Raw genomic sequence first — 26,726 nt, forward strand, 5'->3', positions numbered from 1 at the left:
GCCGGGGCTGGCGGGGATTCCGATGAGGGCGGTCGTGCTCGGCATGAGTGGCTCCCGGGGTTACGTCGACGTGACCCGTTGACAAACACAGTAAAACCCACATACTCAGACACAAGCAAGCATCGAAGCGGGAGCGAACAAAGATGTACGCAGCGGAGCGTCAGCAGTGGCTGCTCGACCGGACCCGGGACCGGGGCCGGGTCGACGTGGCCGCTGTCGCCGAGGAGCTCGATGTCACCCCCGAGACCATCCGCCGGGACCTCGGGGCCCTGGAGCGCCAGTCCCTCGTCCGGCGGGTGCACGGCGGGGCGATCCCGTCGGACCTGCTGAACTTCGAGCCCGGGGTCGGCCAGCGCGACAGCCAGTTCGGCGCGGAGAAGGAGCGGATCGCCAAGGCCGCCCTCGCCGAGCTGGGCACCGCCGCGACCGTCCTGCTCGACGCCGGGACCACGACCTCCCGGCTCGCGAGCACCCTGCCCCGCGAGCGCGACGTCACCGTCGTCACCAACTCGCTGCCGATCGCGTCCTCGCTGGCCGGGCGCCCGAACGTAGACCTGCGGCTGCTCGGCGGCCGGGTCCGCGGGACGACGCTGGCCACCGTCGACGACTGGGGCACCGAGGTGCTGGCCGGTCTCACGATCGACGTCGCCTTCATCGGGACCAACGGCTTCTCCGTGGCGCGCGGCCTCACCACACCGGACACCGGCGAGGGCGCGACCAAGCGGGCGATGCTGCGCGCCGCCCGCCGCACCGTCGTCCTCGCCGACGCCAGCAAGTTCGGCTCCGACCAGTTCGTCCGCTTCGGCACGCTGGCCGAGGTCGACACGCTGATCACCGACACCGGCCTCGACGCGGCGGACGCCGCCGAGTTGGAGGCCGCCGGCCCGAAGGTGGTACGCGCATGACCCCCCGCACGCTCCCGACCCCGCCCATGTTCGTGACGGTCACCCCGAACCCGAGCCTGGACCGGACGATCGCGCTGCCGCACCTGGTGCGCGGCGAGGTGCACCGCGCCGGGTCCGTCCGGGTCGACCCCGGCGGCAAGGGCGTCAACGTCGCCCGTGCGCTGGCCTCGGCCGGGCACCGGGCGGTGGCCCTGATGCCGTCGGGCGCCACACCCGGTGAGCGCCTCGCGGCGCTGCTGGAGCCGACCGACGTCACGACCGTCGCCGTCCCCGTCGCCGAGGCCACCCGGGTCAACATCACCCTGGTCGAGCCGGACGGCGTCACCACCAAGATCAACGAGCCGGGCCCGCGACTGTCCGCCGACGAGGTCGAGGCGTTGTTCCAGCGCGCCTGCGCCCTCGGCGCCGGCGCCACCTGGCTGATCAGCTGCGGGTCACTCCCCCCGGGGGTCGGCGACGACTTCCACGCCGAGCTGACCCGGCGCTGCCGCCGTCCCGGCCTGAAGGTCGCGATCGACACCTCGGACGCGCCGCTGCACCACGCCGTCGCGGCGGCCCCCGACCTCGTGAAGCCCAACCACGCCGAGCTGGCCGAGCTCGTCGGGCGCCCCCTGGGCAGCCTCGGCGACGTGCTGCTGGCCGCCCGCGAGCTGCGTGCCCGCGGGATCGGCGCGGTCCTGGTCAGCCTGGGTGCCGGTGGCGCCCTGCTGGTCGACCGGTCCGGCGAGTACCACGCCCGGACCCCTCCGATCACCGTGCTCAGCACGGTGGGCGCCGGTGACTCCACCCTGGCCGGGTTCCTGGCCGCGGGTGGGGAGGGACCCGACGCCCTGCGGCAGGCCGTGGCCTACGGCGCCGCCGCCTGCCGACTGCCCGGTTCCGCCACGCCGGGTCCGGCCGACATCCGAATCGACGACGTCGAACTGGCCCCCACGCCGGACGTCACCCTCGCCCTCACCGGAGATGCCGCATGACTGCCCTGATCACCGCTGATCTGGTCGACCTCGACGTGCCGTCGGCCGACCGGAAGACCGCCGTCACCGCGCTCGCCGAGCGCCTGGTGAAGGCCGGCCGGGTCACCGATCTCGACCGGTTCCTCGCCGACATCGAGGCCCGCGAGGCCCAGATGCCGACCGGCCTGGAGGGCGGCATCGGCATCCCGCACTGCCGCTCCGCGGCCGTCACCGAGCCGACCCTGGCCTTCGGCCGGGCGCCGTCGGGTGTCGACTTCGGCGCCGAGGACGGCCCCGCCGACCTCATCTTCATGATCGCCGCCCCCGAGGGCGGGAACACCGACCACATGACGGTGCTCGCCGCGCTGGCCCGTCGCCTGGTCCGTGCCTCGTTCAAGAACGAGCTCCGCAACGCCACCGACCCGGCCGCCGTCGCGACCTTCATCCAGCAGGAGGTGGGAGCATGAAGCTCCTCGCCGTCACCGCGTGCCCCACGGGCATCGCGCACACCTACATGGCCGCCGAGGCCCTCGAGGTCGCCGCCGAGGAGGCGGGCCACGAGATCGTGGTCGAGACCCAGGGCTCGGCCGGCTCGACGCCGTTCACCCAGGCCCAGCTCGACGAGGCCGAGGCCATCATCCTCGCCGCCGACGTCGAGGTCCGGGACAAGGAGCGCTTCGCGCACCTGCCCACGGTGACCTCGCCGGTCAAGAAGGCCATCGGCGGCGCGCCGGGCCTGATCGAGCAGGCCGTCGCCAAGGCCACCGCCCAGCCGAAGGGCGCGGCCGCCGCGGCGGTCCCGGCCCAGCGCGACGGCGCGGAGATGGACACCAAGAACTTCGGCTCCGGCTTCGGGTCGCGCCTGCGCGGCTGGCTGATGACCGGCGTCTCCTACGTCATCCCGTTCGTCGCCGCCGGCGGTCTGCTGATCGCGCTGGGCTTCGCGCTCGGCGGCTACCAGATCACCGAGGCGCCCGACGTCGTCTCCTTCGGTGACGACGGCGTCGCCTCGGTCGCGTTCGACCCGGGTGCCGTGGCGTCCTGGGCCGCGCTGTTCTTCCAGGTCGGTGGCCTGGCGTTCGGCTTCCTGGTCCCGGTCCTGGCCGGCTTCATCGCCTACGCCATCGCCGACCGCCCGGCCCTGGTGCCCGGCTTCGTCGGCGGCATGATCGCCGTCCAGACCCAGGCGGGGTTCCTCGGCGGCCTGGTCGCCGGTCTGCTCGCCGGTGCGGTCGTCTACGGCCTCAAGTTGTGGCAGCCGCCCCGCGCCCTGGCCGGGATCATGCCGGTGCTGGTGCTGCCGCTGATCGGCACCGCGGTCGTCGGCGCGATCATGTTCCTGGTCGTCGGCACGCCGCTCGCGGCGGCCACGACCGGCCTGACCAACTGGCTCAACGGCCTGTCCGGCACCAACGCGATCCTGCTCGGCGCGCTGCTCGGCCTGATGATGGCCTTCGACATGGGCGGCCCGGTCAACAAGGCCGCCTACGCCTTCGCCGTCGCCGGGCTGTCCACCGGCTCCGAGACCGCGCTGATGATCATGGCCGCGGTGATGGCCGCGGGCATGACGCCGCCGCTGGCCCTGGCCCTGGCCACCGCCGTCCGCAAGAACCTGTTCACCAAGGTCGAGCAGGAGAACGGCCGGGCCGCCTGGCTGCTGGGCGCCTCCTTCATCACCGAGGGCGCGATCCCGTTCGCCGCGGCCGACCCGCTGCGGGTCATCCCGTCGCTGATGGCGGGCTCCGCGGTCGCCGGTTCGCTGTCGATGGCCTTCGGCGCGACCCTGCGGGCCCCGCACGGCGGCATCTTCGTGGTCCCGCTGATCGGCAACCCGTTCGCCTACCTGCTGGCGATCATCGCGGGCACCCTGGTCTCCGCCGCCCTGGTCGTCGGCCTGAAGTCGGCCCGCCGCACCCCGGCTCCGGCCGCCGCCGAGCAGACCGCCACCGCCCCGGCCGCCGCGCCGGTCGCGGGCTGACCCACCCGAGAGAAGGAGCACCCACCATGGCCGAGCGCCGTGTGAAGGTCGGTTCGTCGGTCGGGCTGCACGCCCGCCCCGCCAACCTGTTCGTGACCGCCGCCAAGGAGCAGGGGGTCAAGGTGAGGATCGGGACCGCCGACGGCGAGCGTGGCCCGGTCGACGCCGCCTCGATCCTGTCGGTGATGGGCCTGGGAGTGAAGTCCGGCGAGGAGGTCGTGCTGACCTCCTCCGACGACGAGCAGGGCGAGGCCGCCGTCGCGGCCCTGGCCGAGCTGCTGGAGCAGGACCTCGACGCGAGCTGACCCCACGTCACCCGGTACGACCCCGACGCCCCGCCGCGCCTCCCGTGCGGCGGGGCGTCCGGCCGTCCGCACCCCGATCCTGCCGCCGCTGCCGAGATGCACGTTTCCGCCCTCCCGGGGGCGGAGACGTGCGGCTCGATCCCGCAGCTCAGTCCCGCAGGACGGCCACCCCGCGCGGGGGCAGGGTGCCTGCCGGGCCGGCGAGCACCTCCGCCGCGCCGAGGGGCCCCAGGTCGACGGGGGCGTCGGTCCGGTTGACGACGAACCGGAAGCCGTCGCGGCGGACCAGCTCCACCCGGCCCACCAGCTCGCCGGGCAGCTCGGGGGCGATCCCGGCGGCGGCCAGCAGACGTCGCAGCAGCGGGGCGCGGTCGGCGAGGCGGGTCGGGACGTAGGTCGCCGACCCGTCCCCGACCGGGCGGCGGGTCACCGCGGGCAGCCCGGCGAGGTCCCCCGCGCCCGGGTCGGTACCGCCGCCGGTCCAGCGGGCGAGCACCTCCACGGACAGGTCCACCACCTGCACGGCCTCGCTCCACAGGTCACCGGTGGAACCGTCGTCGAGCTCGACGACGGCGCCCGGGTCGAGCGGCGCGAACTCCTCGACCCGGATGCCCAGCAGGTCGCGCAGCGCGCCCGGGTAGCCGCCGAGAACAGCGTGCGCGTCGTCGTCGACGGTGCCGGAGAAGTAGGTGGTGACCAGGTGCCCACCGGCCCCGACGTAGGCGGTCAGCGCGGCCGCCCGGTCCGGGCCGACCACGTGCAGCACCGGGGCGACGACCAGCCCGTAGCCGGACAGGTCCGCGTCGGCGGACGTGACGTCGGCCCGCACCCCGGCGTCGAGGAACGCCCGGTACCAGCCGAGTGCCTCGGCCTTGTAGCGCAGCTCGGTGGTCGGGGTGAACGCCTGCTCGGCCGCCCACCACGACGGCCAGTCCCACAGCACCGCGGCCGGCGCGGGGACCCGCCGCGCCCCGGCGACCGGGGCCAGGTCGCGCAGTGTCGCCCCGAGCGCGGTGACGTCGCGGAACAGCGCCGAGGCCGGACCGGCGTGCGGCACCATCGCCGAGTGGAACTTCTCCGCGCCCGCCGCGGACTGGCGCCACTGGAAGAAGCAGAGCGCGTCGGCGCCGTGCGCGAGGTGGGTGAGCGCGTCGCGGGCGAGCTCCCCGGGGCGCTTGGCGCGGTTGACCGGCTGCCAGTTCACCGCCGACGTCGAGTGCTCCATCAGCCACCACGGGTGCCCGCAGGCGAGGTTGCCGGTGAGGTTGGCCGAGAACGACAGCTCGTCGCGGGCGTCCGGACCGGGGAACACGTAGTGGTCGTTGGCGACGATGTCGACCTCGGGCGCCCAGGTCGCGTAGTCCATGCCGCTGGTCTCGCCCATCACCATGAAGTTGGTGGTCACGGGCACGTCCGGGGTGAGTGCGCGCAGCAGGTCCCGCTCCGCGCGCAGGTGGTCGAGCAGGGCGTCGGAGGAGAAGCGGGCGAAGTCGAGCTGCTGGGTCGGGTTCGGGTGGGTGCCCGGGCCGGTGCGGCGCGGGGTGCCGATCTCGTCCCAGTCGCCGTAGTGCTGGGACCAGAACGCGGTGCCCCAGGCGTGGTTGAGCCGGTCGAGGTCGCCGTAGCGGCGCTGCAGCCAGGCCCGGAACGCGACCTGGGCGTCGTCGGAGTGGTCGTGGACGTCGTGGCAGCCCAGCTCGTTGGACACGTGCCAGGCGGCGAGCGCGGGGTGGTCGCCGTAGCGGCGGGCGAGCCGCTCGACCAGAGCGAGGGCGTGGCGGCGGAACACCGGGGAGGTCGGGCGGTGGTGCTGGCGCCCGCCCGGCGCCAGGGTCCGGCCGTCGGCGTCGACGGCGAGGATCTCCGGGTGCCGGTGATGCAGCCACGGCGGGGGTGACGCCGTGCCCGTCGCGAGGTCGACGGCGATCCCGCCCGCGTGCAGCAGGTCCAGCACGTCGTCGAGCCACCCGAGGTCCCAGCGGTCCGGCGCGGGCTGGAGCAGCGCCCAGGAGAAGACGCCCACGGTCGCGACCGTCACGCCTGCCTCGCGCATGAGCGCGACGTCGGACTCCCACACCGCGCGCGGCCACTGCTCGGGGTTGTAGTCGGCCCCGAACTCGATGCGGGGACGGGAGGCACCAGGGGTGCGACGCAACCAGCGGGTCATGCGCCCAGTGTGGCCCGCGATGATGTGCGATGTCGTGCGGATGTGTCCGAGTTCGTGCGGATCAGGTTTCCCCGGGGTTACGGGCGGCGCCAGCGATGGCCCCGCCCCGCGCCGGCGGGGGACGATGCCGCTGCCCGAACCCCGTTCCCGACGACGCGAGCGGCCCGTCCCGACCCGCGCCACCGCGCGGAGAACCGGAGAGCCTGCGTGAGCCCCTCGGAGACCACCGCCCTCGCCCCCGACTCGCTGACCGCGCACTCGGGCGTCGTCAGCGAGAGCGAGCAGAAGGCGCTGCGCGCCGACATCCGGCGGTTGTCGACGATGCTCGGGCGGACGCTGTCCGACGAGTCCGGTCCCGAGGTCCTGGAGCTGGTCGAGCAGGTGCGCCGGGCGGCCCGGGACTCGGCGCGCGGCGAGGCCGGGCCGGACGTCGTCGCGGCCCTGCTCGACGGGATCGACACCGGCACCGCGGTACTGCTGGCGCGGGCGTTCTCCCAGTACTTCCAGCTGGCCAACGTCGCCGAGCAGCTGCACCGGTCCCGTGAGCTGCGGGAACTACGACCGGTCGATGCGCGACCGCTGCGGACGGTGCTGCGCCGCCTGGCCACCGAGGCCGACCCGGACGAGGTCGCCGACGTACTGGCCCGGGCCGAGCTGCGCCCGGTGTTCACCGCGCACCCGACCGAGTCGACCCGGCAGTCGGTGCTGGGCATCCTGCGCCGGATCGTCGACGCCCTCGACGACCGGGCGCCCGACGAGGAGCTCGCCGCGCTGGTCGACCTGCTCTGGCAGACCGACGACATCCGCCCCGGCAAGCCGATGGTGATCGACGAGGCCCGCAACGTCGCCTGGTTCGCGGCCCGGCTCGGCGAGCGGACCGTCCCCGACCTGTTGGGCGAGTTCGCCCGCGAGGCCGCCGAGGCAGGGCTGGAGATCCCCGACGACGCGCGTCCGCTCGTACTGGGGTCGTGGGTCGGCGGCGACCGCGACGGCAACCCCAACGTCACCCCCGCGGTGACCCGCGAGGTGCTGGAGCTGAACGCCGACCGGGCGATCCGGATCCACACCGCGCTGGTGGAGAAGCTGGTCTTCGAGCTGTCGGTGTCGACGCGGGTGATGGGGGTGTCGGAGGAGCTGCGCGGCTCACTGGCCCGGGACCGCCGCGCACTGCCCGCGGTGCACGACCGCTACATCCGGCTCAACGCGCACGAGCCGTACCGGCTCAAGCTGTCCTACGTCGCGGCCCGGCTGGAGAACACCCGCCGGCGGATCGCGGCCGGCGCCGCGCACGAGCCGGGCGTCGACTACCTGGGGTCGGCCGGCTACCTGGAGGACCTGCTGGTCGTCGACCGGTCGCTGCGCGGCCACCACGGCGCCCGGATCGCCGGCGGCACCCTGGCCCGGGCGATCCGCTCGGCCCGCGCGCTGGGCCTGCACCTGGTCGAGATGGACGTGCGCGAGCACTCGCAGAAGCACCACGACGCGCTCGGCGCGGTGTTCGACGGGCTCGGCGAGCTGGAGAAGCCCTACGCCGAGCTGACCCGCGACGAGCGCCGGGAGCTGCTCTCGGCGGAGCTGCGCAGCAAGCGGCCGCTGTTCCGCCGCCACTACGGCGTGCCCGAGGCCGCCGCGCCGGTGCTGGACCTGTTCGACACGGTGCACGCGCTGCAGCACGAGTTCGGCGACGAGGTCGTGCGGACCTACATCGTCTCGATGGCCCGCGACGTCGACGACCTGCTCGCCGTCGCCGTGCTGGCCCGCGAGGCGTACATGGTCGAGATCGGCGACGACCCGCGTTCTTCGATCGACCTCGTGCCGCTGTTCGAGACCGTGGAGGAGCTGTCCCGGGCCGGGGAGCTGCTGGAGGGGCTGTTGTCGGACCCGGGGTACCGCCAGCAGGTCCGCAACCGCGGTGACCTGCAGGAGATCATGCTGGGGTACTCCGACTCCAACAAGGGCGCAGGGATCACCGCGTCGCAGTGGCAGATCCACCGGGCGCAGCGCCAGCTGCGCGACGTGGCCGCCGAGCACGGGGTGCGGCTGCGGCTGTTCCACGGCCGCGGCGGGTCGGTCGGGCGCGGTGGCGGTCCGGCCGGTGAGGCCATCGCGTCGGCGCCGTTCGGGTCGGTCGACGCCACGATGAAGCTCACCGAGCAGGGCGAGGTCATCTCCGACAAGTACTCGCTGCCCAGCCTGGCGCACGACAACCTGGAGATCCTGCTGGCGTCGATGCTGGACGCGTCGCTGCTGCACCAGGCGTCGCGCTGGCCGGCCGAGACCCTGAAGCGGTGGGACGAGGTCATGGACTGCGTCTCCGAGGCGGCCACCGCGACCTACCGGACGCTCGTCGACGACCCGGGCCTGCCGCTGTTCTTCACCGCGGCGACACCGGTGGAGGAGCTGGGGCGGCTCAACGTGGGGTCGCGGCCGTCGAAGCGGCCGGGACAGGGCGAGCCGACGCTGGACGACCTGCGGGCGATCCCGTGGGTGTTCGGCTGGACGCAGACCCGGATGGTCGTGCCCGGCTGGTACGGCCTGGGCTCGGGTCTGAAGGCCGCCCGCGAGGCCGGCTACGCCGACGAGCTCGCCGAGATGCGGGAGTGGGCGTTCTTCCGGAACCTGATCGGCAACGTCGAGATGACGCTGGCGAAGACCGACCTGCGGATCGCGTCGAACTACGTCGCGACCCTGGTGGAGCCGGAGCAGCAGGGGCTGTTCGCGCAGATCCGGGCCGAGCACGAACTGACCCGCCGCGAGCTGCTCGCGGTGACCGGGGAGGACCAGCTGCTCGCCCGGCACCCGGTGCTGCGGGGCACGCTGTCGGTGCGCGACACCTACCTCGAGCCGCTGCACCACCTGCAGGTCGAGCTGCTCGCCCAGCGCCGGGCCGCGGGCGACGACCCGGATCCCGACCTGGAGCGCGCCCTGCTGCTGACGATCAACGGGATCGCAGCCGGGATGAAGAACACCGGCTGAGCCCCGGTACCGGGCCGGGCCGGACGCGGGACCGGACCCGGGGCGGCACCGCCGCGGCGCCCGACCGGTACGTTCCGGACATGGAGCACGATCGGAACACACCCGGCCCGGAGGGCCCCGCGACCCGCCGGGTGGTCGCCTGGGTGCTGATCATCGCGCTGGCCGGGCTCCCGCTCAGCTACCTGGCCGGGACCGCGGGCCCGCAGATCGTCGGCGCGCTGGTGGTCGTCGCGCTGCTGGTCGGCGGTGTGGCGTTCTGGCTGCACCGCCGCACCCGCTGACCGGCCACCCGCCGGAACCGGTGCGGCCGCGGGCTGCTGGACTGCCCGGGTGCAGTACCGCCACGCCCCGGCCGCGAACCACGCGGCGCTCGACGCGGTGCTGGCGTCGGCGCCGGGCCGCCCGACCCTCCCGGTACGACTGACCGTCGAGCTCGCCGGCCGCGCCCGCGTCCACCTGCCCGCCGACGTCCCGCTCACCGTGTGGGACCCGTGCTGCGGCGCCGGGGGGACGCTCGCCGTGCTGGGCCTGCTCGTCCCCGGCCTCGCGCGGTTGGTGGGCACCGACGCCGACCCCGAGCCGCTCGACCTGGCCCGGCGCAACCTCGCCCTGCTCGACCCGGGCGGCCTCACCGCCCGCGCCGCGGACCTCGAGGCCCTCGCGGCCCGGCACGACAAGCCGTCCTACGCCGACGCCGCGACCGCCGCCCGGGCCCTGGCCCCGGCGAGTACCCCGGCCTGGTCCGTCACCCTCGCCGACGCCCGCGACACCGCCGCCGTGCGTAACGCTCTGGCCGGGGCGGGTCCGTACGGGACCGGCCCGGACCTGGTCCTGGCCGATCTGCCGCACGGGCACCGGACGACATGGGCCGCCTCCCCCACCCGGCCCGGCGGCGCGGCCGGCACCCCGGCCCCCGACGCCGGGCCCGTCCGCGCCGCCGCCGACGACCAGGACCCCGGGGTCGAGTTCCTGCGCGCGGTCGCGACCGCGCTCCGCCCGGACGCCGTGGTCGTGGCCGTCGGGCGTGGGCGGACGGTGCCGCTGCCGGGCGGGGCCCGGCCCCTCGAGCGGGTCCGCGTGGGGCACCGGGCCGCCGTCCTGGTGCGGGCGGGCGCACTGCACGAGGGCTGACGGGGCAGGGCTGCTCGCCACCCTCGCGCCGGGGCAGGGTCGATCGATCCCCGCCGGTGCCTCGGCCCGGCCTCTCGGTTCCGGGGAGGCCCGCTCCCCGCAGAACCCTTCACGGGAGGAACTCTCTCCCGCAGAACAGGGGCATGCCGGCGGGGCGACGACGCGCCTCCGCGCCGGCAGGGGACCGGGTGCACGGGCACCCCTCTTCTCCGGATTCGCTTACCGGGTAAGCGAATCCGGAGAACCAGCACCCTGCCGTGCCCCCGGGGCGGGCGGGGCCCATGAGCTCCGATCTCCGGGCGAGCCGATACCGGTCACACTGGGTCCCGGACCGACACGGACACCGACGCCGACGCAGACACCGAGGACACGCCCGTGAGCACGATCGACCTGAACGCCGACCTCGGTGAGTCCTGGGGCCGGTGGACCCTCGGCGACGACGAGGCGATGCTCGGGCTCGTCACCTCGGCGAACGTCGCGTGCGGGTTCCACGCCGGGGACCCCTCGACGCTGCGGGTCACGACCACCGGGGCGGCCGGGGCGGAGGTCGTCGTCGGGGCGCAGGTGTCGTACCCGGACCTGCGCGGGTTCGGGCGCCGGTTCCTCGACATCGAGCCCGACGCGCTGACCGACGACGTGCTCTACCAGATCGGCGGCCTCGAGGCCCTGTGCCGGGCCGCGGGTACCCGGGTCCGCTACGTCAAGCCGCACGGCGCGCTCTACAACGCCACACGGACGCACACCGCGCAGGCGCGCGCGGTGGTCCGGGCGGTGCGGGCGTACGACCCGTCGCTGCCGGTGCTCGGGCTGCCCGGGTCCGAGCTGCTCGCGGAGGCCGAGCGGGCCGGGCTGCGCGCGGTGGGCGAGTTCTTCGTCGACCGCGGCTACACCGGTGCGGGCGGCCTCGTGCCGCGCGGCGAACCGGGTGCGCTGCTCGACGACCCCGCGGAGGCGGCCGAGCGGCTCGTCCGCATGGTCGGGACGGGGACGGTGCGCGCGGTCGACGGCAGCGACGTCGCGGTCCGTGCCGAGTCCGCCTGCCTGCACGGCGACTCCTCCGGCGCCGTCGCGACCGCCCGACGGGTCCGTGACGAGCTCGCCCGGGCCGGGATCACCGTCACACCGTTCGTGTGAGCGATGATCGGGTCATGACGAACGACCCGCACGCCTGGCTCGAGGACGTCACCGGCACCGAGGCCCTGGAATGGGTGTCGCAGCGCATCGCCCGCACCGAGGCGCGGCTGACCGGCACCCCGCTGTTCGCCGAGCTGGAGTCGGGGATCCGCGAGGTCCTCGACTCCCGCGACCGGATCCCGTTCGTCACCGCCCGCGGCGGGCACTACTACAACTTCTGGACCGACGAGCAGCACCCGCGCGGCCTGTGGCGGCGCACCACCCCGGAGTCCTACCGGAACGCCGACACCGAGTGGGAGGTGCTGCTCGACGTCGACGCGCTCAACGCGGCCGAGGGCGAGAACTGGGTCTGGCACGGTGCCCGGTTCCTGCGCCCGGACCTCGACCGCGCGCTGGTCGACCTGTCCCGCGGTGGCGCCGACGCCGACGTCACACGCGAGTTCGACCTCCCGACCCGCAGCTTCGTCGACGGCGGGTTCGCCCGGCCCGAGGCGAAGGGCGGGATGAGCTGGATCGACCGCGACACCGTCTACCTGTCGACCGACCTCGGTCCGGGCACCATGACGACCTCGGGCTATCCGCGCACGGTGCGGCGGCTGCGCCGCGGCGAGGCCCTGGAGTCCGCCGAGCTGGTCTACGCCGGTGAGGAGACCGACCTCAGCATCTCGGCGTTCCGTGACCACACCCCCGGCTTCGAGCGGGACTTCCTGCGCCGGGCGCTGGCCTTCTACGCCGACGAGCTCCACCTGATCGGCGCGGACGGGACCCTGACCAAGATCGACGTCCCGGACTCCGCGATGACCGACGTGCACCGCGAGTGGTGCACCGTCGAGCTGCGCGAGGACTGGGGCTCGTTCACCGCGGGCTCCCTGCTCGCCGCCCGTTTCGACGACGTCCTGGCCGGCACCCCCTCGTGGGAGGTGCTGTTCGAGCCCACCGACTCCTCCTCGCTCGCCGGGTACGCCTGGACCCGCCACCACCTCGTGCTCGACGTGCTGGAACACGTCGTCGACCGGCTCGTCGTGCTCACCCCGGGCGAGCAGGGCTGGACCCGCGCGCCGTTCACCGGGGCACCGGAGTTCGGCAGCGTCACCGTCGCCGCGGTCGACGCCGACGAGAGCGACGACGTCTGGCTGATCGTCACCGACTACCTGACCCCGTCGACGCTGTCGATCGCGACGGTCGGCGAACAGCCCCGTCCGCTGCGCAGCGCGCCCGCGTTCTTCGACGCGTCCCGCCACGTCATCGAGCAGCACTTCGTGACCAGCGACGACGGCACCCGGGTCCCGTACTTCCTGGTCCGGCGCGACGACCTGCCCTTCGACGGCTCCGCCCCCACCCTGCTCTACGGCTACGGCGGCTTCGAGATCCCCATGACCCCCGGCTACTCCGGTGGCACGGGCCGGTCCTGGCTGGAGCGCGGCGGGGTGTACGCGGTCGCGAACCTGCGCGGCGGCGGCGAGTACGGGCCGCGCTGGCACCGGGCGGCGCTGCGCGAGAAGCGGCCGCGGGCCTACGAGGACATGGCCGCCGTCGCCCGGGACCTGATCGACCGCGGCGTCACCTCGCGCGCGCACCTCGCCGTGCAGGGCGGCAGCAACGGCGGCCTGATGGCCGGGAACATGCTGGTCCGCTACCCGGAGCTGTTCGGCGCGGTGGTCATCCAGGTGCCGCTGCTGGACATGAAGCGCTACAGCCACCTGCTCGCCGGTGCCTCCTGGATGGCCGAGTACGGCGACCCGGACACCGACGACTGGGAGTTCATCCGGACGTTCTCGCCGTACCACCTGATCGACGACACGGCCGACTACCCGCCGACGATCCTGCTGACCTCCACCCGCGACGACCGGGTGCACCCCGGCCACGCCCGCAAGTTCACCGCCGCGCTGGAGGCCGCCGGCCACGAGGTGGCCTACTACGAGAACATCGAGGGCGGGCACGGCGGCGCCGCGGACAACGCGCAGGCCGCCAGGATGGCCGCACTGGCCTACGGATTCCTGTGGGAGAAGCTGGCATGAGCGACGTCGTGATCAGGGTGCGGGGCGAGCACGAGCGGCAGGTGCCCGCCGAGCGCGGCACCGCGCTCGTCGTCGTGGAGGCGCAGGGCCCCGAGGCCGCCCCGGTGCGGGCGGAGGTCGAGCGCGGCACCGCGGCGCTCGTCGCCGACGTGCGCGGCCTGCACGACCCCGACGCCGGGCCGGTCCGGCGCTACGTCGTCGACCAGGCCCGTAGCTGGGTCGAGCAGCCCTCCTTCGAGGGGCGCCCGCAGCCGCCGGTGCACCACGCGTCGGTGTCGGTGTCGGTGGAGTTCGACGACGTCGCCCGGCTCGGCGCGTGGCTGTCCGGTGTGGACCGGTTCACCGGTGCGCAGGTCCAGGGGATCACCTGGGACCTGGCCCGCGACCACCGCCGCGGGGTCGAGCGCGCGGCCCGGCAGGACGCGCTGCGCCAGGCCGTCGAACGCGCCCAGGACTACGCCGACGCCCTGGACCTGGGCACCGTCGCCCCGCGCTCGGTCGCCGACACCGGGATGCTCGGCACCCGGGCGGTCGCGATGAGCGCCCGGGCCGTCAGCGCGACCGGCGGCTGGGGCGCCGAGTCCGCCGACGGCGGGCTCGGGACGCTGCTCGCCCCGGACGACATCACCGTCCGGGCCGAGGTGGAGGCCGAGTTCGTGGTCCGGCCGGGCTGCTGACGCCCGGGCCGGGCTCAGCCCTCCCGGGCGGCGATCTCGCCGTGCTCGGTGCGCAGCTCCCGCTTGAGGATCTTGCCGCTGGGGTTCTTGGGGAGGGCGTCGGCGAACACGACGTACTTGGGCCGCTTGTAGCCGGCGAGCTTGTCCTTCGCGTGCGCGTCGACCTGCTCGCGGGTCAGCGTCACCCCCTGCTTCGGGACGACGACCGCGGTGACGGCCTCGATCCAGTGCGGGTGGCTGACGCCGAACACGGCGACCTCGGCGACGCCGTCGAGCAGGTAGAGCGCCTCCTCCACCTCGCGGGAGGCCACGTTCTCCCCACCGGTCTTGATCATGTCCTTCTTGCGGTCGACGACGGACAGGTACCCGTCGGCCGTCATCACGCCCAGGTCGCCGGAGTGGAACCAGCCCCCGGCGAACGCCTCGGCGGTCTTCTCCTCGTTCTCGTAGTACCCCAGCGTCACGTGCGGGCTGCGGTGCACGATCTCGCCGACCTCACCCGGCGGGACCTCGTTCCCGGCGTCGTCGACGACCCGGGTCTCGACGTTCAGCGACGCCCGCCCGGCCGACCCGGCGTGGCTGAGCTGCTCGTCCGGACCCAGCAGGGTCGCCAGCGGCGAGGTCTCGGTCTGGCCGTAGAAGTTCCACAGCCGCACCTCCGGCAGTCGCCGGGACAGCTCCTGCAGCACCTCGACCGGCATGGCCGCGGCGCCGTAGTAGCCCTTGCGCAGGCTCGACAGGTCCCGGGTGTCGAAGTCGGGGTGGCGCAGCAGCGAGATCCACACCGTCGGCGGGCAGAAGAGCTTGGTGACCCTCTCCCGCTCGATGGTCTCCAGCAGCCGGGCCGGGTCCGGCGACGGGAGGATGATGCTGGTGGCGCCCAGGTAGACGTCGACGGACAGGAAGCAGTCCAGCTGCGCGCAGTGGTAGAGCGGCAGCGAGTGCAGCTCGACGTCGTCGTGCTCCATGCCCCCGTCGACGACGCACGACACGTATTGGCTGATCAGCGACCGGCTCGGCAGCATGACGCCCTTGGGCCGTGACTCGGTGCCGGAGGTGTACATGAGACGCAGCGGGTCGTCGTCGGCGATGTGCACGTCGGGCTCGCCGGGGTCGCCGTCGCCGCCGATCCAGGCGTCCAGGTCGGCCCAGTCCCCGGCCGGCGCCTGCGAGGACGACCCGATCCGGGCCCGGACCGACGCCGGCGCCGACGACTGCGCGAGCGCCTTCTCCCCGGTCGCGGCCAGGGCGTCCTCGACGACGAACGCCGTCGCCCCGGAGTGGTCGAGGATGAACGCGATCTCCTCGGCGTTCAGCATGAAGTTGATCGGCACGAGCACGACGCCGAGCCGCGCGGTGGCGTAGACGAGCACCGCGAACTGGCGGCAGTTGTGCGAGAGCAGCGCGAGCCGGTCGCCCTTGGCCAGCCCCTGCTCCGCCAGGGCGGCGGCGCACCGGTTCACCGCCGCGTCGAACTCGGCGAACGTCCAGCGGGTGTCGCCGTCGACGACCGCGGTCTTGCCCGGATACCGGACGGCCGTGCGGTGCAGGAGGTCCCCGAGCGAGTGCCGTCGCGCCCGCTGGATCGCCGCGGCGGTCTGCTCACTGAACCCGGTAGCGCCGTTGCCCATGGCGGCATCCTGCCCGAGGACACCCCCACAGTCACGTACGACTGTTCCCCCCGGATCCGACGGGCGCGGCGGTGTCCTGGGCGTGCTCGGCCGGTACGCAGACGCCGGTCGGCTCGTCCCGTCCGCGCAGCGTCACCGACTCCCCGGCCCGCCACCGCGCGGCCTCCGCACCGGCGGCGTCGACGGCCCGCGCGGACGCGACGACCATCCCCGGCACGGACTTCGCCAGCTCGGTGAGCCGGGCGGCCTCGTTCACCGGGTCGCCGATCACGGTGTACTCGTAGCGGCGCGGATCCCCGATGTTGCCGGCCACGGCGTCGCCCGCGGACACGCCGATCCCGGCCTCGGCCTCGGGCATCTCCTGGGCCAGGCGGGCGCCCAGGCAGCGGGCGGCGCTCAGCGCGGCGCCGGGGGCGTCGTCGAGGTCGAGCGGGGCACCGAAGACCGCGAGCGCGGCGTCGCCCTCGAACTTGTTGATCCACCCGCCGGCCTGCTCGACGCACTCGACGACCACCCCGAAGAAGCGGTTCAGCACCGCCACGACCTCCTCGGGCGGGCGGCGGGCGGCCATCGTCGTCGAACCGACGAGGTCGACGAACAGCACGGCGACCGGGCGCACCTCGCCGCCGAGCCGGATGCCGTCGCCGCGCGCCGAGGCGGCCTCGGCGACGTCGCGACCGACGTGGCGGCCGAACAGGTCGCGGATCCGCTCCCGCTCGCGCAGTCCCTCGACCATGCTGTTCGTCCCGGCCTGGAGCTGGCCGAGCTCGGTGTTGTCGTAGACGGGCAGGCTCACGTCGAGATCACCGTCCTGCACCCGGGCCAGCGCGCGGCGCACGGCCAGCACGGGGTCGGCGATGGCGCGGGCGGCCCCGAGCGTCGTGATCAGCCCGACCCCGATCGCCGTGCCGCCCAGCGCGAGCATGGTGACCGCGAGCTGGGTGGGTGAGGAGTCGCCGAACACCAGCGCGACGAGCCCGGCCAGCATGATCCCGGAGATCGGGACCGCGGTGCCGAGCGCCCAGAACCCGACCGAGCGCAGCATGACCCCGGTGACCAGGCGACGCCGCTTCGGCGGCCGTCCGGACAGCACCCGGGCCGCGGCACGGCGCAGCATCCGCTCGACCAGCAGGTAGGACAGCGACGACGTGGTCACGCCGCCGATCAGCACGGTGGCGGTGACCGAGAAGCCCAGCCGGCCGGAGTAGCGCAGGTTCAGGAAGCAGAACAGGACCGCGGCCACCATCCACAGCAGCGCGACCATCGACGAGATGCGGGCGGGCGCCCGCAGGACCAGCGCTCGCTCGTCGGCCTGCGGATCCCGCGAGGAGCGGCGCAGGGTCAGCTTCCGGCGGCCGAACCAGATCCCGACCGGGACGGCGACGAGCAGGTAGATCCCGAGCACGACGAGGTTGACCAGACGGATCTCGACGGCGTCGAGCAGCTGCTCACGCGGCAGCACGAAGGCCGCGATGACCAGCACCACGGCCGCGCCGATGACGTTCGCCGACGCCACGACGAGGGCGAGCAGGGCCCGTACCGGCAGCCCGACGACCTGACGGCCCGGCCGCGTCGCGGGTCGCTGCGCATCCATGGGCCGGAGTCTAGGCCGATCGAGTGAGCCGGGCCGCCGGAGATCGGGACCGGTGGGTGGAGAGCCGATCTCCACCCGGGGTCGGTCCCCGGGTGGATCCGGGAGGGGGTCCGCGCGCGGGACCGTCGTCGGGTCCGATCCGCCGTACTCCGGAGGCACCGATGACCCCGCCCACCACACCGACGGACACCCCGGCGGCCACACCGTCGGCCACCGCCCCCACGGGCCGCGGCGCCGTGCTGCGGCAGACCGTGGGCTCGCTGCTGGTGGACGCGGCGCTGCCCTACCTCGTCTACGTCGTGCTGACCGGGCAGGGCATGTCCGACGTCGCGGCGCTGGCCTGGTCCGCGCTGCCGCCCGCGCTGAACGTGCTGGTGCAGGCGGTGCGGCACCGCAGGCTCAACCCGGTCGGGGTGATCGTGCTGGTCACCATCGCGGCCGGTCTGGCGACGTCGCTGCTCAGCGGCGACGCCCGGTTCGCCGTGGCCCGCGACGCGATCCAGAGCGTCGCGTTCGGACTGCTGCTCGCCGGGTCGCTGGTGGTCGGGCGCCGGCCGCTGGTGTTCCACGTGTGCCGGTTCTTCGGCAGTGCCCAGCGCCCCGACCTGCCGGAGCTGATGGAGCGCCAGTGGGCGGCCAACCCGGTGTTCCGCCGGACGCTGCGCCGCGCGACGGGCGTCGCCGCGTGCGTGATGACGCTGGAGGCGACCCTGCGGATCACCCTGGCCTACACGCTGGCACCGGTGGTGGCGTTGCCGATCCTGTCGGTGCAGTCGATCGTGGTGTGGACGGGCCTGTCCGCGCTGCTGGTGGTCAGCGTGAGGCGGGCGGCGCGGGCGGGCCGGTGACCTCCAGCAGGTCCCGCAGCCGCCCCCGGTCGGCGCCGACGACGACCGACACCCGGCTCGCGCCCGGGCCCGGCACCGCGGTCACGCACGCAGCCCCGCGAGCCGCCCGGCCGCCTTCTCCAGCACGTCGTCGCGCTTGCAGAACGCGAACCGCACGAACGGCCGGTACGCCCGCGCCGCGTCGGGCGACGGGCAGAACACCGACACCGGGACGGCGGCGACCCCGCACAGCCCGGGCAGCTTCCACGCCAGGTCGACGCCGTCGTCGAACCCGAGGGGGCGCGGGTCGGCGACCACGAAGTACGTCCCGCGCGGGGTGAGCACGTCGAACCCGGCCGCCCGCAGCCCGGCGGACAGCAGGTCCCGCTTGCGGGCCAGGTCCGCGGTGAGGCCGGTGTAGAAGTCGTCGCCCAGGGCCAGCGCGTGCGCGACGGCGGGCTGCAGCGGGGCGCCGCCGTGGAAGGTGAGGAACTGCTTGACCGCCCGCGGCGCGGCGACGAGCTCCGGCGGGCCGTGCACCCAGCCGACCTTCCAGCCGGTCACCGAGAACGTCTTGCCCGCCGAGGAGATCGTGAGGGTGCGGTCGGCGAGTCCGGGCAGCGACGCCATCGGCACGTGCCGGGCGTCGTCGAAGACCATGTGCTCGTACACCTCGTCGGTGACGACGACGGCGTCGTGCGCGACGGCGAGCTCCCCGACCCGGGTCAGCTGGTCGCGGGTGAGCACGGCGCCGGTCGGGTTGTGCGGGGTGTTGACCAGCACCACCCGGGTGCGGTCGGAGAACGCGCCGGCCAGCGCGTCGTCGTCGAAGCCGAAGTCGGGCGGGAGCAGCGGCACGGTCCGCAGCGTGGCACCGGCCAGCGCGACGGCGGCGGCGTAGGAGTCGTAGGCGGGCTCGAAGGCGACGACCTCGTCGCCGGGGCCGCAGAGCCCGAGCAGGGTCGCGGCGATCGCCTCGGTCGCCCCCGTCGTGACCACGACGTCGGCCGGGTCGACCTCGAGGCCGTACCAGCGGCGCTGGTGCGCGGCGACGGCCTCGCGCAGCGCGGGTACGCCCGGGCCGGGCGGGTACTGGTTCAGGCCGCGCTCGGTGATGTTGGCGGCGGCGTCGGCGAGCAGGGAGGCCGGACCGTCGGTGTCCGGGAAGCCCTGGCCGAGGTTGATCGCACCGGTCTCGACCGCGAGGCGGGAGATCTCGGTGAAGATCGTCGAGGTGAACGGGCGCATGCGCTCGACCAGCATGGGCCCGACACTATCCGGGTGGGCGGGTGGCGCAGCTCCTGATCGAGGGTCTGCGCGAACCCGTGCCGGTCCGCGGACGCAGGTGGGTTCCACCGCGCCGGGACGAGCTCCTCCGCCCGAACCTAGTCGAGTCCGCGGACGATGTGGGACTCGTCGTCGTGCTGCTCGTCGGTCTCGATCGAGATGTCCTCGTTCATCGCATGGCCTCCTCACGGATGTCGGATGACGAATGATGGACACAGAGGAAGACGTCCGTCATCGGGAGAACGTTGCTGTACCGGCCTGTGGACCGATCCAGAATCACCCGACCGGGTGAGCAGACCTGCCCACCCGGTCGGGGTCGTTCCTCGTCCATGCGTCAGGTCTACCCGCCGATGCGGCCGACCAGGTGGAGCTTGTGCGCGTCCTTGACGCTGCGCAGGGCCAGTCCCCACGCGCCGCCTGCGGCCTGCTCGGTCACGAGCTCGGTCCTCGCCGGGAGCAGCACCGGCTTGCGGAACACGACGTCGTAGGTGCAGGCGTCGGGGACCCGGCCCTCCAGCGCCGCGGCGGCGTGCGCCGCGGTCCACATGCCGTGCGCGATCGCCCGCGGGAAGCCCATCGCCTTCGCGGTGAGCGGGTGCAGGTGGATCGGGTTCACGTCACCGGAGACGGCCGCGTAACGGCGCCCGATGTCGCCCGGGACCCGCCACAGCGCGTTCGCCGGACCGGTGGGCACCGGCGGCTCGGCGATGTCGGCCGTGCCGTCGCCGCCCTCCGGGCCGTCCGGGGCCGTCGCCCCGCGGGCCAGGTAGGTGCTGCGGCCCTCCCAGACGGTCTCCCCGCCCGCGGAGACCTCGCCGATCAGATCCACCTGCGCACCCTTGGGGTGGCGGGTGAACCGCTCGGCCCACACCCGGACGTCGAGCGTCTCGGTCGGGGAGATCGCCCGGTGGACGGTGATCCGGTTGGCGATGTGCACCAGTCCGGGCAGCGGCAGCGGGAACGACCGGCCGGCCATCAGCACGACCTGTAGCGGGAAGGTCAGCATGTGCGGGTAGGTCACCGGCAGCGCGTTGCCGATCCGGAACCCGCAGACCCGGGCGTAGTCGGCGAGGTGCCGCTGCTCGACGGTGACGCCGCGGCGGACCAGCTCGGTCGCGGGCAGCGACCGGCCGGAGCCGCCGGGCAGCGCCGCCCGGGCGGCCGCGGAGGCGTAGTACGGCCCCAGCGACGGCGGGCCGGGCAGCTCGGTGACCTTCCGGTCCTCGGCCACGGTCATCAGGCCCCCAGCATCGACTGGCCGCAGACCCGCACGACCTGCCCGTTGAGCCCGCCGGACTCGGCGCGGCCGAACCAGCCGATGGCCTCGGCGACGTCGACCGGCAGCCCGCCCTGCTTGAGCGAGTTGATCCGGCGGCCGCCCTCGCGGGTGGCGACGGGCATCGTCGCGGTCATGTCGGTCTCGATGAACCCGGGTGCGACGGCGTTGATCGTCGCGCCGCGCTCGGCGAACCGCGGGGCGAGCGCCCGGACCATGCCGATCACGCCGGCCTTGGAGGCGGCGTAGTTGGTCTGGCCGCGGTTGCCCGCGATGCCCGACTGCGACGACACGCAGACCACGCGGCCGGCCTCGTGCAGCGGGGAGCCCTTCGCCAGCAGCGCCTCGTTGATCGTCAGCTGGGCGCCCAGGTTGACCGCGAGCACCGAGTTCCACCGGTCCTCGGTCATGTTCGCGAGCAGCTTGTCGCGGGTGATGCCCGCGTTGTGCACCACGATGTCGACGCCGTCGTGCCGGTCGGCGAGGTGCGAGAGCAGCCGGTCCGCCGCGTCCGACGCGGTGATGTCCAGCTGCAGCGCGGTGCCGCCGGTGCGGTTCGCGGTGCGGGCCAGGCCCTCCCCGGCCGCCGGGATGTCGACGGCGACGATGCTCGCCCCGTCGCGGGCGAGGGTGTCGGCGATGGCCGCGCCGATGCCCCGGGCCGCCCCGGTGACCACCGCGATGCGCCCGGCGAGCGGCTGCTCCTCGGCGCGCGGGTCGTCGACCTCGGCCGGCTCCCGCGGGTTCCCGACCGGGGCGGCGACGTGCGCGACCTGGCCGTCGACGTAGGCGGAGCGGGCCGACAGGAAGAACCGGACCGACGAGTCGATCGCCGCGGGGGTCACGTCGGAGGTCACGACGACCAGGTTCGCCGTCGCGCCGAACCGCAGCTCCTTGCCGATCGAGCGGACCAGGCCGTCGAGCGACTGGGCGACGGCGGCCGCCTCGGCCCCGGACGCCTCGGCGGGCTCGGCGCCGATCAGCAGCACCCGGCCCGAGGGCCCGAGCCGCTTCACCGCGGGGGTGAGGATCTGCTGGGCGGCGGCGAGGTCGGCCAGCGTCCGCGCTCCCGACAGGTCGACGACGACGCCGTGCAGCCGGTCCTCACCGACCGCCGTGAGCGCGGGGACCCCCTGCTCCTCGACGAAGGCGGTGACGGCCTTCGCGAAGCGCGACTCGCCGACCGACGCGACGAGCACGGGGCCGGCCAGCAGCGGGTCCCCGGGGCGGTGCCGGCGCAGCGTCGGCACCGTGGGCAGCCCCAGCTGCTTGGCGATGCCGGTGTTGGACAGGGTCGCGAGCAGGTCGCTCATGCCTTCTTCGCCTCCAGGATCGCGACGACGCCCTGGCCGCCCGCGGCGCAGATCGAGATCAGGCCGCGCTGGTCCTTCTTCTCCGTGTCGGCCTTCTCCCGCAGGAGCTTGGCCAGGGTGGCGACGATCCGCCCGCCGGTCGCGGCGAACGGGTGCCCCGCGGCGAGCGAGGAGCCCGCGACGTTGAGCTTCGCGTCGTCGACGGCGCCCAGCGGCGCGTCGAGACCCAGGCGCTCCTTGCAGAATCGCGGGTCCTCCCAGGCCTTGCGCTGCACGAGCACGACCGAGGCGAACGCCTCGTGGATCTCGTACAGGTCGAAGTCCTGCAGGGACAGACCGTTGCGCTCGAGCATCCGCGGGACGGCGAACACCGGTGCGGTGAGCAGCCCGTCCGGGCCGTGCACGTAGTCCACGGCCGAGGTCTCGGCGTCGACGACGTGGGCCAGCACCGGCAGCTTGTGCTCGGCGGCCCACTCGTCGGAGCCGAGCAGGACCAGCGCGGCGCCGTCGGTCAGCGGGGTCGAGTTGCCCGCCGTCATCGTGGCGTCCGGGCCCTTCCCGAAGACCGGCTTGAGCTTCGCGAGTTTCTCCACCGAGGAGTCCGCGCGCAGGTTGTTGTCGCGGGTCAGCTTCAGGTAGGGCGTGACGAGGTCGTCGAAGAAGCCGCGGTCGTAGGCGGCGGCCAGGTTGTGGTGGCTGCGCGCGGTCAGCTCGTCCTGCTCGGTGCGGCCGATGCCCCACTCCAGCGCGGTGCGCGCCGCGTGCTCGCCCATCGACAGGCCGGTGCGCGGCTCGGAGTTCTCCGGGATGTCCGGGACGATCTGGCCCGGCCGCAGCTGCCCGACCAGCTTGAGCCGGTCCACCGCCGTCCTCGCGGCGTTGAGCCTGACCAGCACGCGACGCAGGTCGTCGTTCAGCGCGATCGGCGCGTCGGACGCGGTGTCCACACCGCCGGCGACGCCGGACTCGATCTGGCCGAGCGCGATCTTGTTGGCGACGGCGATCGTCGCCTCCAGGCCGGTGCCGCAGGCCTGCTGCACGTCGTAGGCCGCGGTGGCGGGGTTCAGCCGGGAACCGAGGACCGCCTCGCGGGTCAGGTTGAAGTCGCGGGAGTGCTTGAGCACGGCGCCGGCCACGACCTCACCCAGGCGCTCGCCGGCCAGCCCGAAGCGGGCCACCAGACCGTCGAGCGTCGTGGTGAGCATGTCGAGGTTCGAGGCGGAGGCGTAGGCACCGTTGGCCCGCGCGAACGGGATGCGGTTGCCGCCGATGACGGCGGCGCGCCGGGTGCTGGCTGGCATGGGGGTCGTCCCTCCTGGATCGGGTCCCGCCCCACCCGATCGGGTCGCCGCGCTGCACGCGGCTCCGGGCGGGCGGAGCATCAGCTCGTGGTTCGTCGTTACCACGGGGTAGCCGGTACTCAAGGTACACGGTACTATGGGTTTCGTGAAGGCCGGACGGGACAGACGCGACAGCCGATGGGACGCCCACCGCGAGCAGCGGCGGGTGGCACTCGTCGGGTCCGCGATCGGGGCCATCCGCCGGCACGGCGCCGGCATCGGGATGGATGAGATCGCTGCGTCCGCCGGGACCAGCAAGACCGTGATCTACCGGCACTTCGGCGACCGGGCCGGCCTCTACACCGCGATCTGCGAGTCGGTGGCCGGCGTCCTGCTGACCGAGGTCCGGCGGGCCACCGCCGATGCCCTGTCCGACGCGGGCCGCGGGCCGCGGGAGGCCGTCGCGGCCGGGATCGACGCCTACCTCAGGCTGATCGAGATCGACCCGGAGCTGTACCGGTTCGTGGTACAGCGACCACTGCTCACCCAGGGCACCACCCGGCGCGCCCCCACCGCCGACAGCGGCCGTACCGGGACGAGCGACCCGGTCAACGACCTCGTGACCGTGATCGGCGACGAGGTGGCGGTGGTCATCGCCGGCAACCTCGGCACCCCGACGGGGACCGGCACCGACCCGCGGGCCGCGGCCCGCATCTGGGGCCACGCGATCGTCGGCCTCGTCCGGGGGGCGGCCGACGACTGGCTCGCCCGCCCCGACGGCACCCCCCGCGAGCGGATCGCCACCCATCTCACCGACCTGGCCTGGTCCGGACTGTCCGGCCTGGCATCGCACGTGCAGCAGGAGGTTCAGCCATGACCCGCAGCACCCTTCCGAGCCCCGACGCCGTCCCCGCCGAGGCGCTCCGCACCGTCGTCGACGGGCGCTGGGCCCGGGCCCGGCAGGAGACCCGCGAACAGCTGGCGGCCAACGCCGAGATGCGCGCGGACCCCGACCTGACCTCGGCGCAGTACCGCGAGTGGATCACCGACTCGCTGAAGTTCCTGACCTCCTCGGGCCGCCCGCACACCGGGTTCGACCCCTCGGTCGGCGGCCAGGGCGACGTCGGCGGGGTTGTCGCCGCGTTCGCGATGCTCGCCTACGGAGACCTGTCGCTACTGGTCAAGGCCGGTGTGCAGTGGGGACTGTTCGGCGGCGCGGTCCAGGTGCTCGGCACCGAGCGGCACCACGAGCAGTACCTCCGCAAGATCATCGACGGCGAGCTGCTCGGCTGCTTCGCGATGACCGAGACCGGGCACGGCTCGGACGTCCAGCACCTGCACACCACCGCGACCTACGACCGGGAGGCGGGCGAGTTCGTCGTCCACACCCCGTACCCGCAGGCCCGCAAGGAGTACATCGGCAACGCCGCGCGGGACGGCCGGATGGCGGTCGTGTTCGCCCAGCTGATCACCGGCGACGAGAAGCCCGGCGTGCACGCCTTCCTCGTGCCGCTGCGCGACAGCGACGGCAGGGCCCTGCCCGGCGTGCAGATCGGCGACGACGGCCGCAAGGCCGGCCTCAACGGCGTCGACAACGGACGGCTGGCCTTCGACCACGTCCGCATCCCGCGGGAGAACCTGCTCAACCGCTTCGCCGACGTCGCCCCGGACGGGACGTACTCGTCGTCGATCGAGAACGAGACGGCGCGGTTCTTCTCCATGCTCGGCACGCTGGTCCGCGGCCGTATCTCGGTGGCGGGCGGCGCCGGCGCGGCGACCGAGAAGGCGCTCACCCTGGCCGTGCGCTTCGGCGAGCGCCGTCGCCAGTTCGCCAACCCGGCGACCGGCGAGGAGATCGCCGTCCTCGACTACCTCGCCCACCAGCAGAAGCTGCTGCCCGCGCTGGCGACGACGTTCGCCCTGCACTTCACCCAGGACGACCTGGTCCAGCGGATGCACGACATCCAGGCCCCGGGCGCCGGACCGGTCGGCGCACGCGAGCAGCGCACGCTGGAGCAGTCCGCCGCCGGGATCAAGGCGATCGCGACCTGGCACGCCACGCACACCATCCAGACCTGCCGGGAGGCCTGCGGCGGCGCGGGCTACCTGGAGGAGAACCTGCTGCCCGCCCTCAAGGCGGACACCGACGTGTTCACCACGTTCGAGGGCGACAACACGGTCCTGCTCCAGCTGCTGGCCAAGGAGCTGCTGTCGGACTACGGCCGCACGATCAAGAAGGGCAACCCGCTCGAGATCGCGCCGCTGCTCGGCCGTCAGCTCGCCGGGGTACTGGCCGAGCGGACCGGGGCCGCGTCGCTCACCCGGCGGCTCCCGTTCCGCGGGATCGACCTGACCGACCGCACGCGCCGCCGGGAGCTGCTGGCCGTCCGTCGCGAGGACACCCTGGCCGCCGCGATCCGCAACCTGGCCCCGGCCATGCGCAAGGGCAACGACGAGTTCGCCGTCTTCAACTCCGCGCAGGACCTGCTGCTCACCGCGGCCCGCGCGCACGTGGACACGCTGGTGGAGGCGTCGTTCGCGGACAAGCTCGTGACCGTCGACGACCCCGCGGTGCGCGCGCTGCTGGAGCGGGTCTACGACCTGCACGTGCTCACCGTGATCGACCGCGAGCGGGCCTGGTACCTGGAGACCGGCCGGCTCACCGCGGCCGAGTCCCGCTCGATCCGTCCGCTGGTCAACGGACTGTGCGCCGAGCTGCGTCCGCACGCCCGGACCCTGGTCGACGGCTTCGGCGTCCCGGACGAGTGGCTGGCCTGCCCGATGCTCGACGACGAGGCGTGGGCCCCGGCCCCCGGCCGTCCGGCCGAGCCGCTCACCGACCAGGTCGAGACGGGCTGACCCGGACCACACGTCCCGGCCACGACGGACGGCCGGCCCCGGAGATCCGGGGCCGGCCGTCCGTCGTCGGGCGTGGGTCAGGCCTCGAAGCCCAGGGCGTCGACGACCGCGCCGATGGTCGACGACAGGTCGGCGACGGTGCCGTCGACGACCTCGGCGATCGGGGTGATCTCGGCGGCGTTGGCGGTACCGGTGAGACCCAGCATCACCAGCGGGGCGGCCACGGTCGCGGTGGCCAGACCGGCGATACGACGCTTGTCCATGGTGGTTCCTTCCTTCGGGGGAGCTTCCGTACGCCCCGAGGGTGGGAGACCGGAGCCTCCGATTTCCAGGTTCCGGCGGTACCTGTAACCGACCGCTTACATCGATACGTGTGCCGTCATCTGTCGGACACAACGACGGAGACGGTGATCAC

General features: G+C 74.1%; 22 protein-coding genes. 14 read left to right on the top strand and 8 right to left on the bottom strand.

The window, feature by feature from the left end:
* Window positions 1-143 precede the first annotated feature (143 nt).
* The 5 genes from NH602_RS05445 to NH602_RS05465 are packed head-to-tail and all read left to right on the top strand — an operon-like array spanning window position 144 to window position 4,141.
* Window positions 144-905, top strand: coding sequence for a DeoR/GlpR family DNA-binding transcription regulator (locus NH602_RS05445; protein ID WP_179761620.1), 762 nt, complete (start codon window positions 144-146; stop codon window positions 903-905).
* A gap of 26 nt (window positions 906-931) precedes the next feature.
* Complete coding sequence (gene pfkB, locus NH602_RS05450; protein ID WP_253067207.1) at window positions 932-1,879, top strand: 1-phosphofructokinase; 948 nt, start codon at window positions 932-934, stop codon at window positions 1,877-1,879.
* On the top strand, window positions 1,876-2,325 hold the full coding sequence (locus NH602_RS05455) for a PTS sugar transporter subunit IIA (RefSeq protein WP_062398515.1): 450 nt from the start codon (window positions 1,876-1,878) through the stop codon (window positions 2,323-2,325). Before pfkB ends, NH602_RS05455 begins: the two co-directional genes overlap by 4 nt.
* The gene (locus tag NH602_RS05460; protein WP_179761619.1) at window positions 2,322-3,836 is read left to right on the top strand and encodes a PTS fructose transporter subunit IIC; all 1,515 of its coding nucleotides are present in this window, start codon (window positions 2,322-2,324) and stop codon (window positions 3,834-3,836) included. Before NH602_RS05455 ends, NH602_RS05460 begins: the two co-directional genes overlap by 4 nt.
* Window positions 3,837-3,862: 26 nt before the next feature.
* A complete protein-coding gene (locus NH602_RS05465) occupies window positions 3,863-4,141 on the top strand; it encodes an HPr family phosphocarrier protein (RefSeq protein ID WP_062398519.1) in 279 nt (92 codons plus the stop codon).
* A gap of 148 nt (window positions 4,142-4,289) precedes the next feature.
* Here the strand turns inward: NH602_RS05465 and NH602_RS05470 are convergent, their stop codons facing one another.
* Entirely contained in the window at window positions 4,290-6,308 is a 2,019-nt protein-coding gene (locus NH602_RS05470) for a beta-galactosidase (RefSeq protein WP_253067193.1), read from the bottom strand.
* 207 nt (window positions 6,309-6,515) lie between these two features.
* On the opposite strand from NH602_RS05470, the gene ppc reads away from it, so the two are divergent.
* The 6 genes from ppc (at window position 6,516) to NH602_RS05500 (ending at window position 14,244) form a co-directional block, all read left to right on the top strand.
* The gene (ppc, locus tag NH602_RS05475) at window positions 6,516-9,284 is read left to right on the top strand and encodes a phosphoenolpyruvate carboxylase (protein ID WP_083658824.1); all 2,769 of its coding nucleotides are present in this window, start codon (window positions 6,516-6,518) and stop codon (window positions 9,282-9,284) included.
* Window positions 9,285-9,364: 80 nt separating this feature from the next.
* The gene (locus tag NH602_RS05480) at window positions 9,365-9,565 is read left to right on the top strand and encodes a hypothetical protein (protein WP_062398523.1); all 201 of its coding nucleotides are present in this window, start codon (window positions 9,365-9,367) and stop codon (window positions 9,563-9,565) included.
* A gap of 49 nt (window positions 9,566-9,614) precedes the next feature.
* Window positions 9,615-10,415, top strand: coding sequence for an rRNA methyltransferase (locus NH602_RS05485; protein ID WP_179761617.1), 801 nt, complete (start codon window positions 9,615-9,617; stop codon window positions 10,413-10,415).
* A 375-nt stretch (window positions 10,416-10,790) separates the two neighbouring features.
* Window positions 10,791-11,549: a LamB/YcsF family protein gene (locus NH602_RS05490; RefSeq protein WP_179761616.1), complete on the top strand. Its 759-nt coding sequence runs from the start codon at window positions 10,791-10,793 to the stop codon at window positions 11,547-11,549.
* 14 nt (window positions 11,550-11,563) lie between these two features.
* On the top strand, window positions 11,564-13,567 hold the full coding sequence (locus NH602_RS05495; protein WP_253067194.1) for a prolyl oligopeptidase family protein: 2,004 nt from the start codon (window positions 11,564-11,566) through the stop codon (window positions 13,565-13,567).
* On the top strand, window positions 13,564-14,244 hold the full coding sequence (locus NH602_RS05500) for an SIMPL domain-containing protein (RefSeq protein ID WP_253067195.1): 681 nt from the start codon (window positions 13,564-13,566) through the stop codon (window positions 14,242-14,244). The genes NH602_RS05495 and NH602_RS05500 overlap by 4 nt, the downstream gene beginning before the upstream one ends.
* A gap of 14 nt (window positions 14,245-14,258) precedes the next feature.
* Here the strand turns inward: NH602_RS05500 and NH602_RS05505 are convergent, their stop codons facing one another.
* Both NH602_RS05505 and NH602_RS05510 read right to left on the bottom strand, forming a co-directional pair.
* The gene (locus NH602_RS05505; protein WP_179761613.1) at window positions 14,259-15,875 is read right to left on the bottom strand and encodes an acyl-CoA synthetase; all 1,617 of its coding nucleotides are present in this window, start codon (window positions 15,873-15,875) and stop codon (window positions 14,259-14,261) included.
* Window positions 15,876-15,906: 31 nt separating this feature from the next.
* Window positions 15,907-17,469 carry a mononucleotidyl cyclase gene (locus tag NH602_RS05510; RefSeq protein WP_179761612.1) on the bottom strand — a complete coding sequence of 521 codons (1,563 nt, stop codon included), beginning with the start codon at window positions 17,467-17,469 and terminating at the stop codon, window positions 15,907-15,909.
* Between the two features lie 161 nt (window positions 17,470-17,630).
* Here NH602_RS05510 and NH602_RS05515 point away from each other — a divergent pair, with 161 nt between their 5' ends.
* Window positions 17,631-18,317, top strand: a complete 687-nt coding sequence (locus NH602_RS05515) for a VC0807 family protein (RefSeq protein WP_253067196.1) — start codon at window positions 17,631-17,633, stop codon at window positions 18,315-18,317.
* A gap of 81 nt (window positions 18,318-18,398) precedes the next feature.
* Here the strand turns inward: NH602_RS05515 and NH602_RS05520 are convergent, their stop codons facing one another.
* The 4 genes from NH602_RS05520 to NH602_RS05535 form a co-directional block, all read right to left on the bottom strand.
* Window positions 18,399-19,559 (bottom strand): pyridoxal phosphate-dependent aminotransferase, encoded by a 1,161-nt coding sequence (locus NH602_RS05520; RefSeq protein ID WP_073576810.1) that lies wholly within the window; start codon window positions 19,557-19,559, stop codon window positions 18,399-18,401.
* Between the two features lie 364 nt (window positions 19,560-19,923).
* Window positions 19,924-20,820, bottom strand: coding sequence for a MaoC family dehydratase (locus NH602_RS05525; protein ID WP_253067197.1), 897 nt, complete (start codon window positions 20,818-20,820; stop codon window positions 19,924-19,926).
* On the bottom strand, window positions 20,820-22,172 hold the full coding sequence (locus NH602_RS05530) for a 3-oxoacyl-ACP reductase (protein WP_253067198.1): 1,353 nt from the start codon (window positions 22,170-22,172) through the stop codon (window positions 20,820-20,822). The genes NH602_RS05525 and NH602_RS05530 overlap by 1 nt, the downstream gene beginning before the upstream one ends.
* Window positions 22,169-23,473 carry an acetyl-CoA C-acetyltransferase gene (locus tag NH602_RS05535; protein WP_253067199.1) on the bottom strand — a complete coding sequence of 435 codons (1,305 nt, stop codon included), beginning with the start codon at window positions 23,471-23,473 and terminating at the stop codon, window positions 22,169-22,171. The genes NH602_RS05530 and NH602_RS05535 overlap by 4 nt, the downstream gene beginning before the upstream one ends.
* Before the next feature lie 205 nt (window positions 23,474-23,678).
* Between NH602_RS05535 and NH602_RS05540 the strand changes: the two genes are divergently transcribed.
* A complete protein-coding gene (locus NH602_RS05540) occupies window positions 23,679-24,329 on the top strand; it encodes a TetR family transcriptional regulator (protein WP_253067200.1) in 651 nt (216 codons plus the stop codon).
* On the top strand, window positions 24,326-26,311 hold the full coding sequence (locus tag NH602_RS05545; protein ID WP_253067201.1) for an acyl-CoA dehydrogenase: 1,986 nt from the start codon (window positions 24,326-24,328) through the stop codon (window positions 26,309-26,311). The genes NH602_RS05540 and NH602_RS05545 overlap by 4 nt, the downstream gene beginning before the upstream one ends.
* 77 nt (window positions 26,312-26,388) lie before the next feature.
* Here NH602_RS05545 and NH602_RS05550 read toward each other — a convergent pair whose 3' ends face one another.
* Complete coding sequence (locus NH602_RS05550; protein WP_253067202.1) at window positions 26,389-26,574, bottom strand: hypothetical protein; 186 nt, start codon at window positions 26,572-26,574, stop codon at window positions 26,389-26,391.
* Between the last annotated feature and the right edge of the window lie 152 nt (window positions 26,575-26,726).

The organism is Pseudonocardia sp. McavD-2-B (assembly GCF_024124365.1).
GTDB lineage: Bacteria > Actinomycetota > Actinomycetes > Mycobacteriales > Pseudonocardiaceae > Pseudonocardia > Pseudonocardia alni.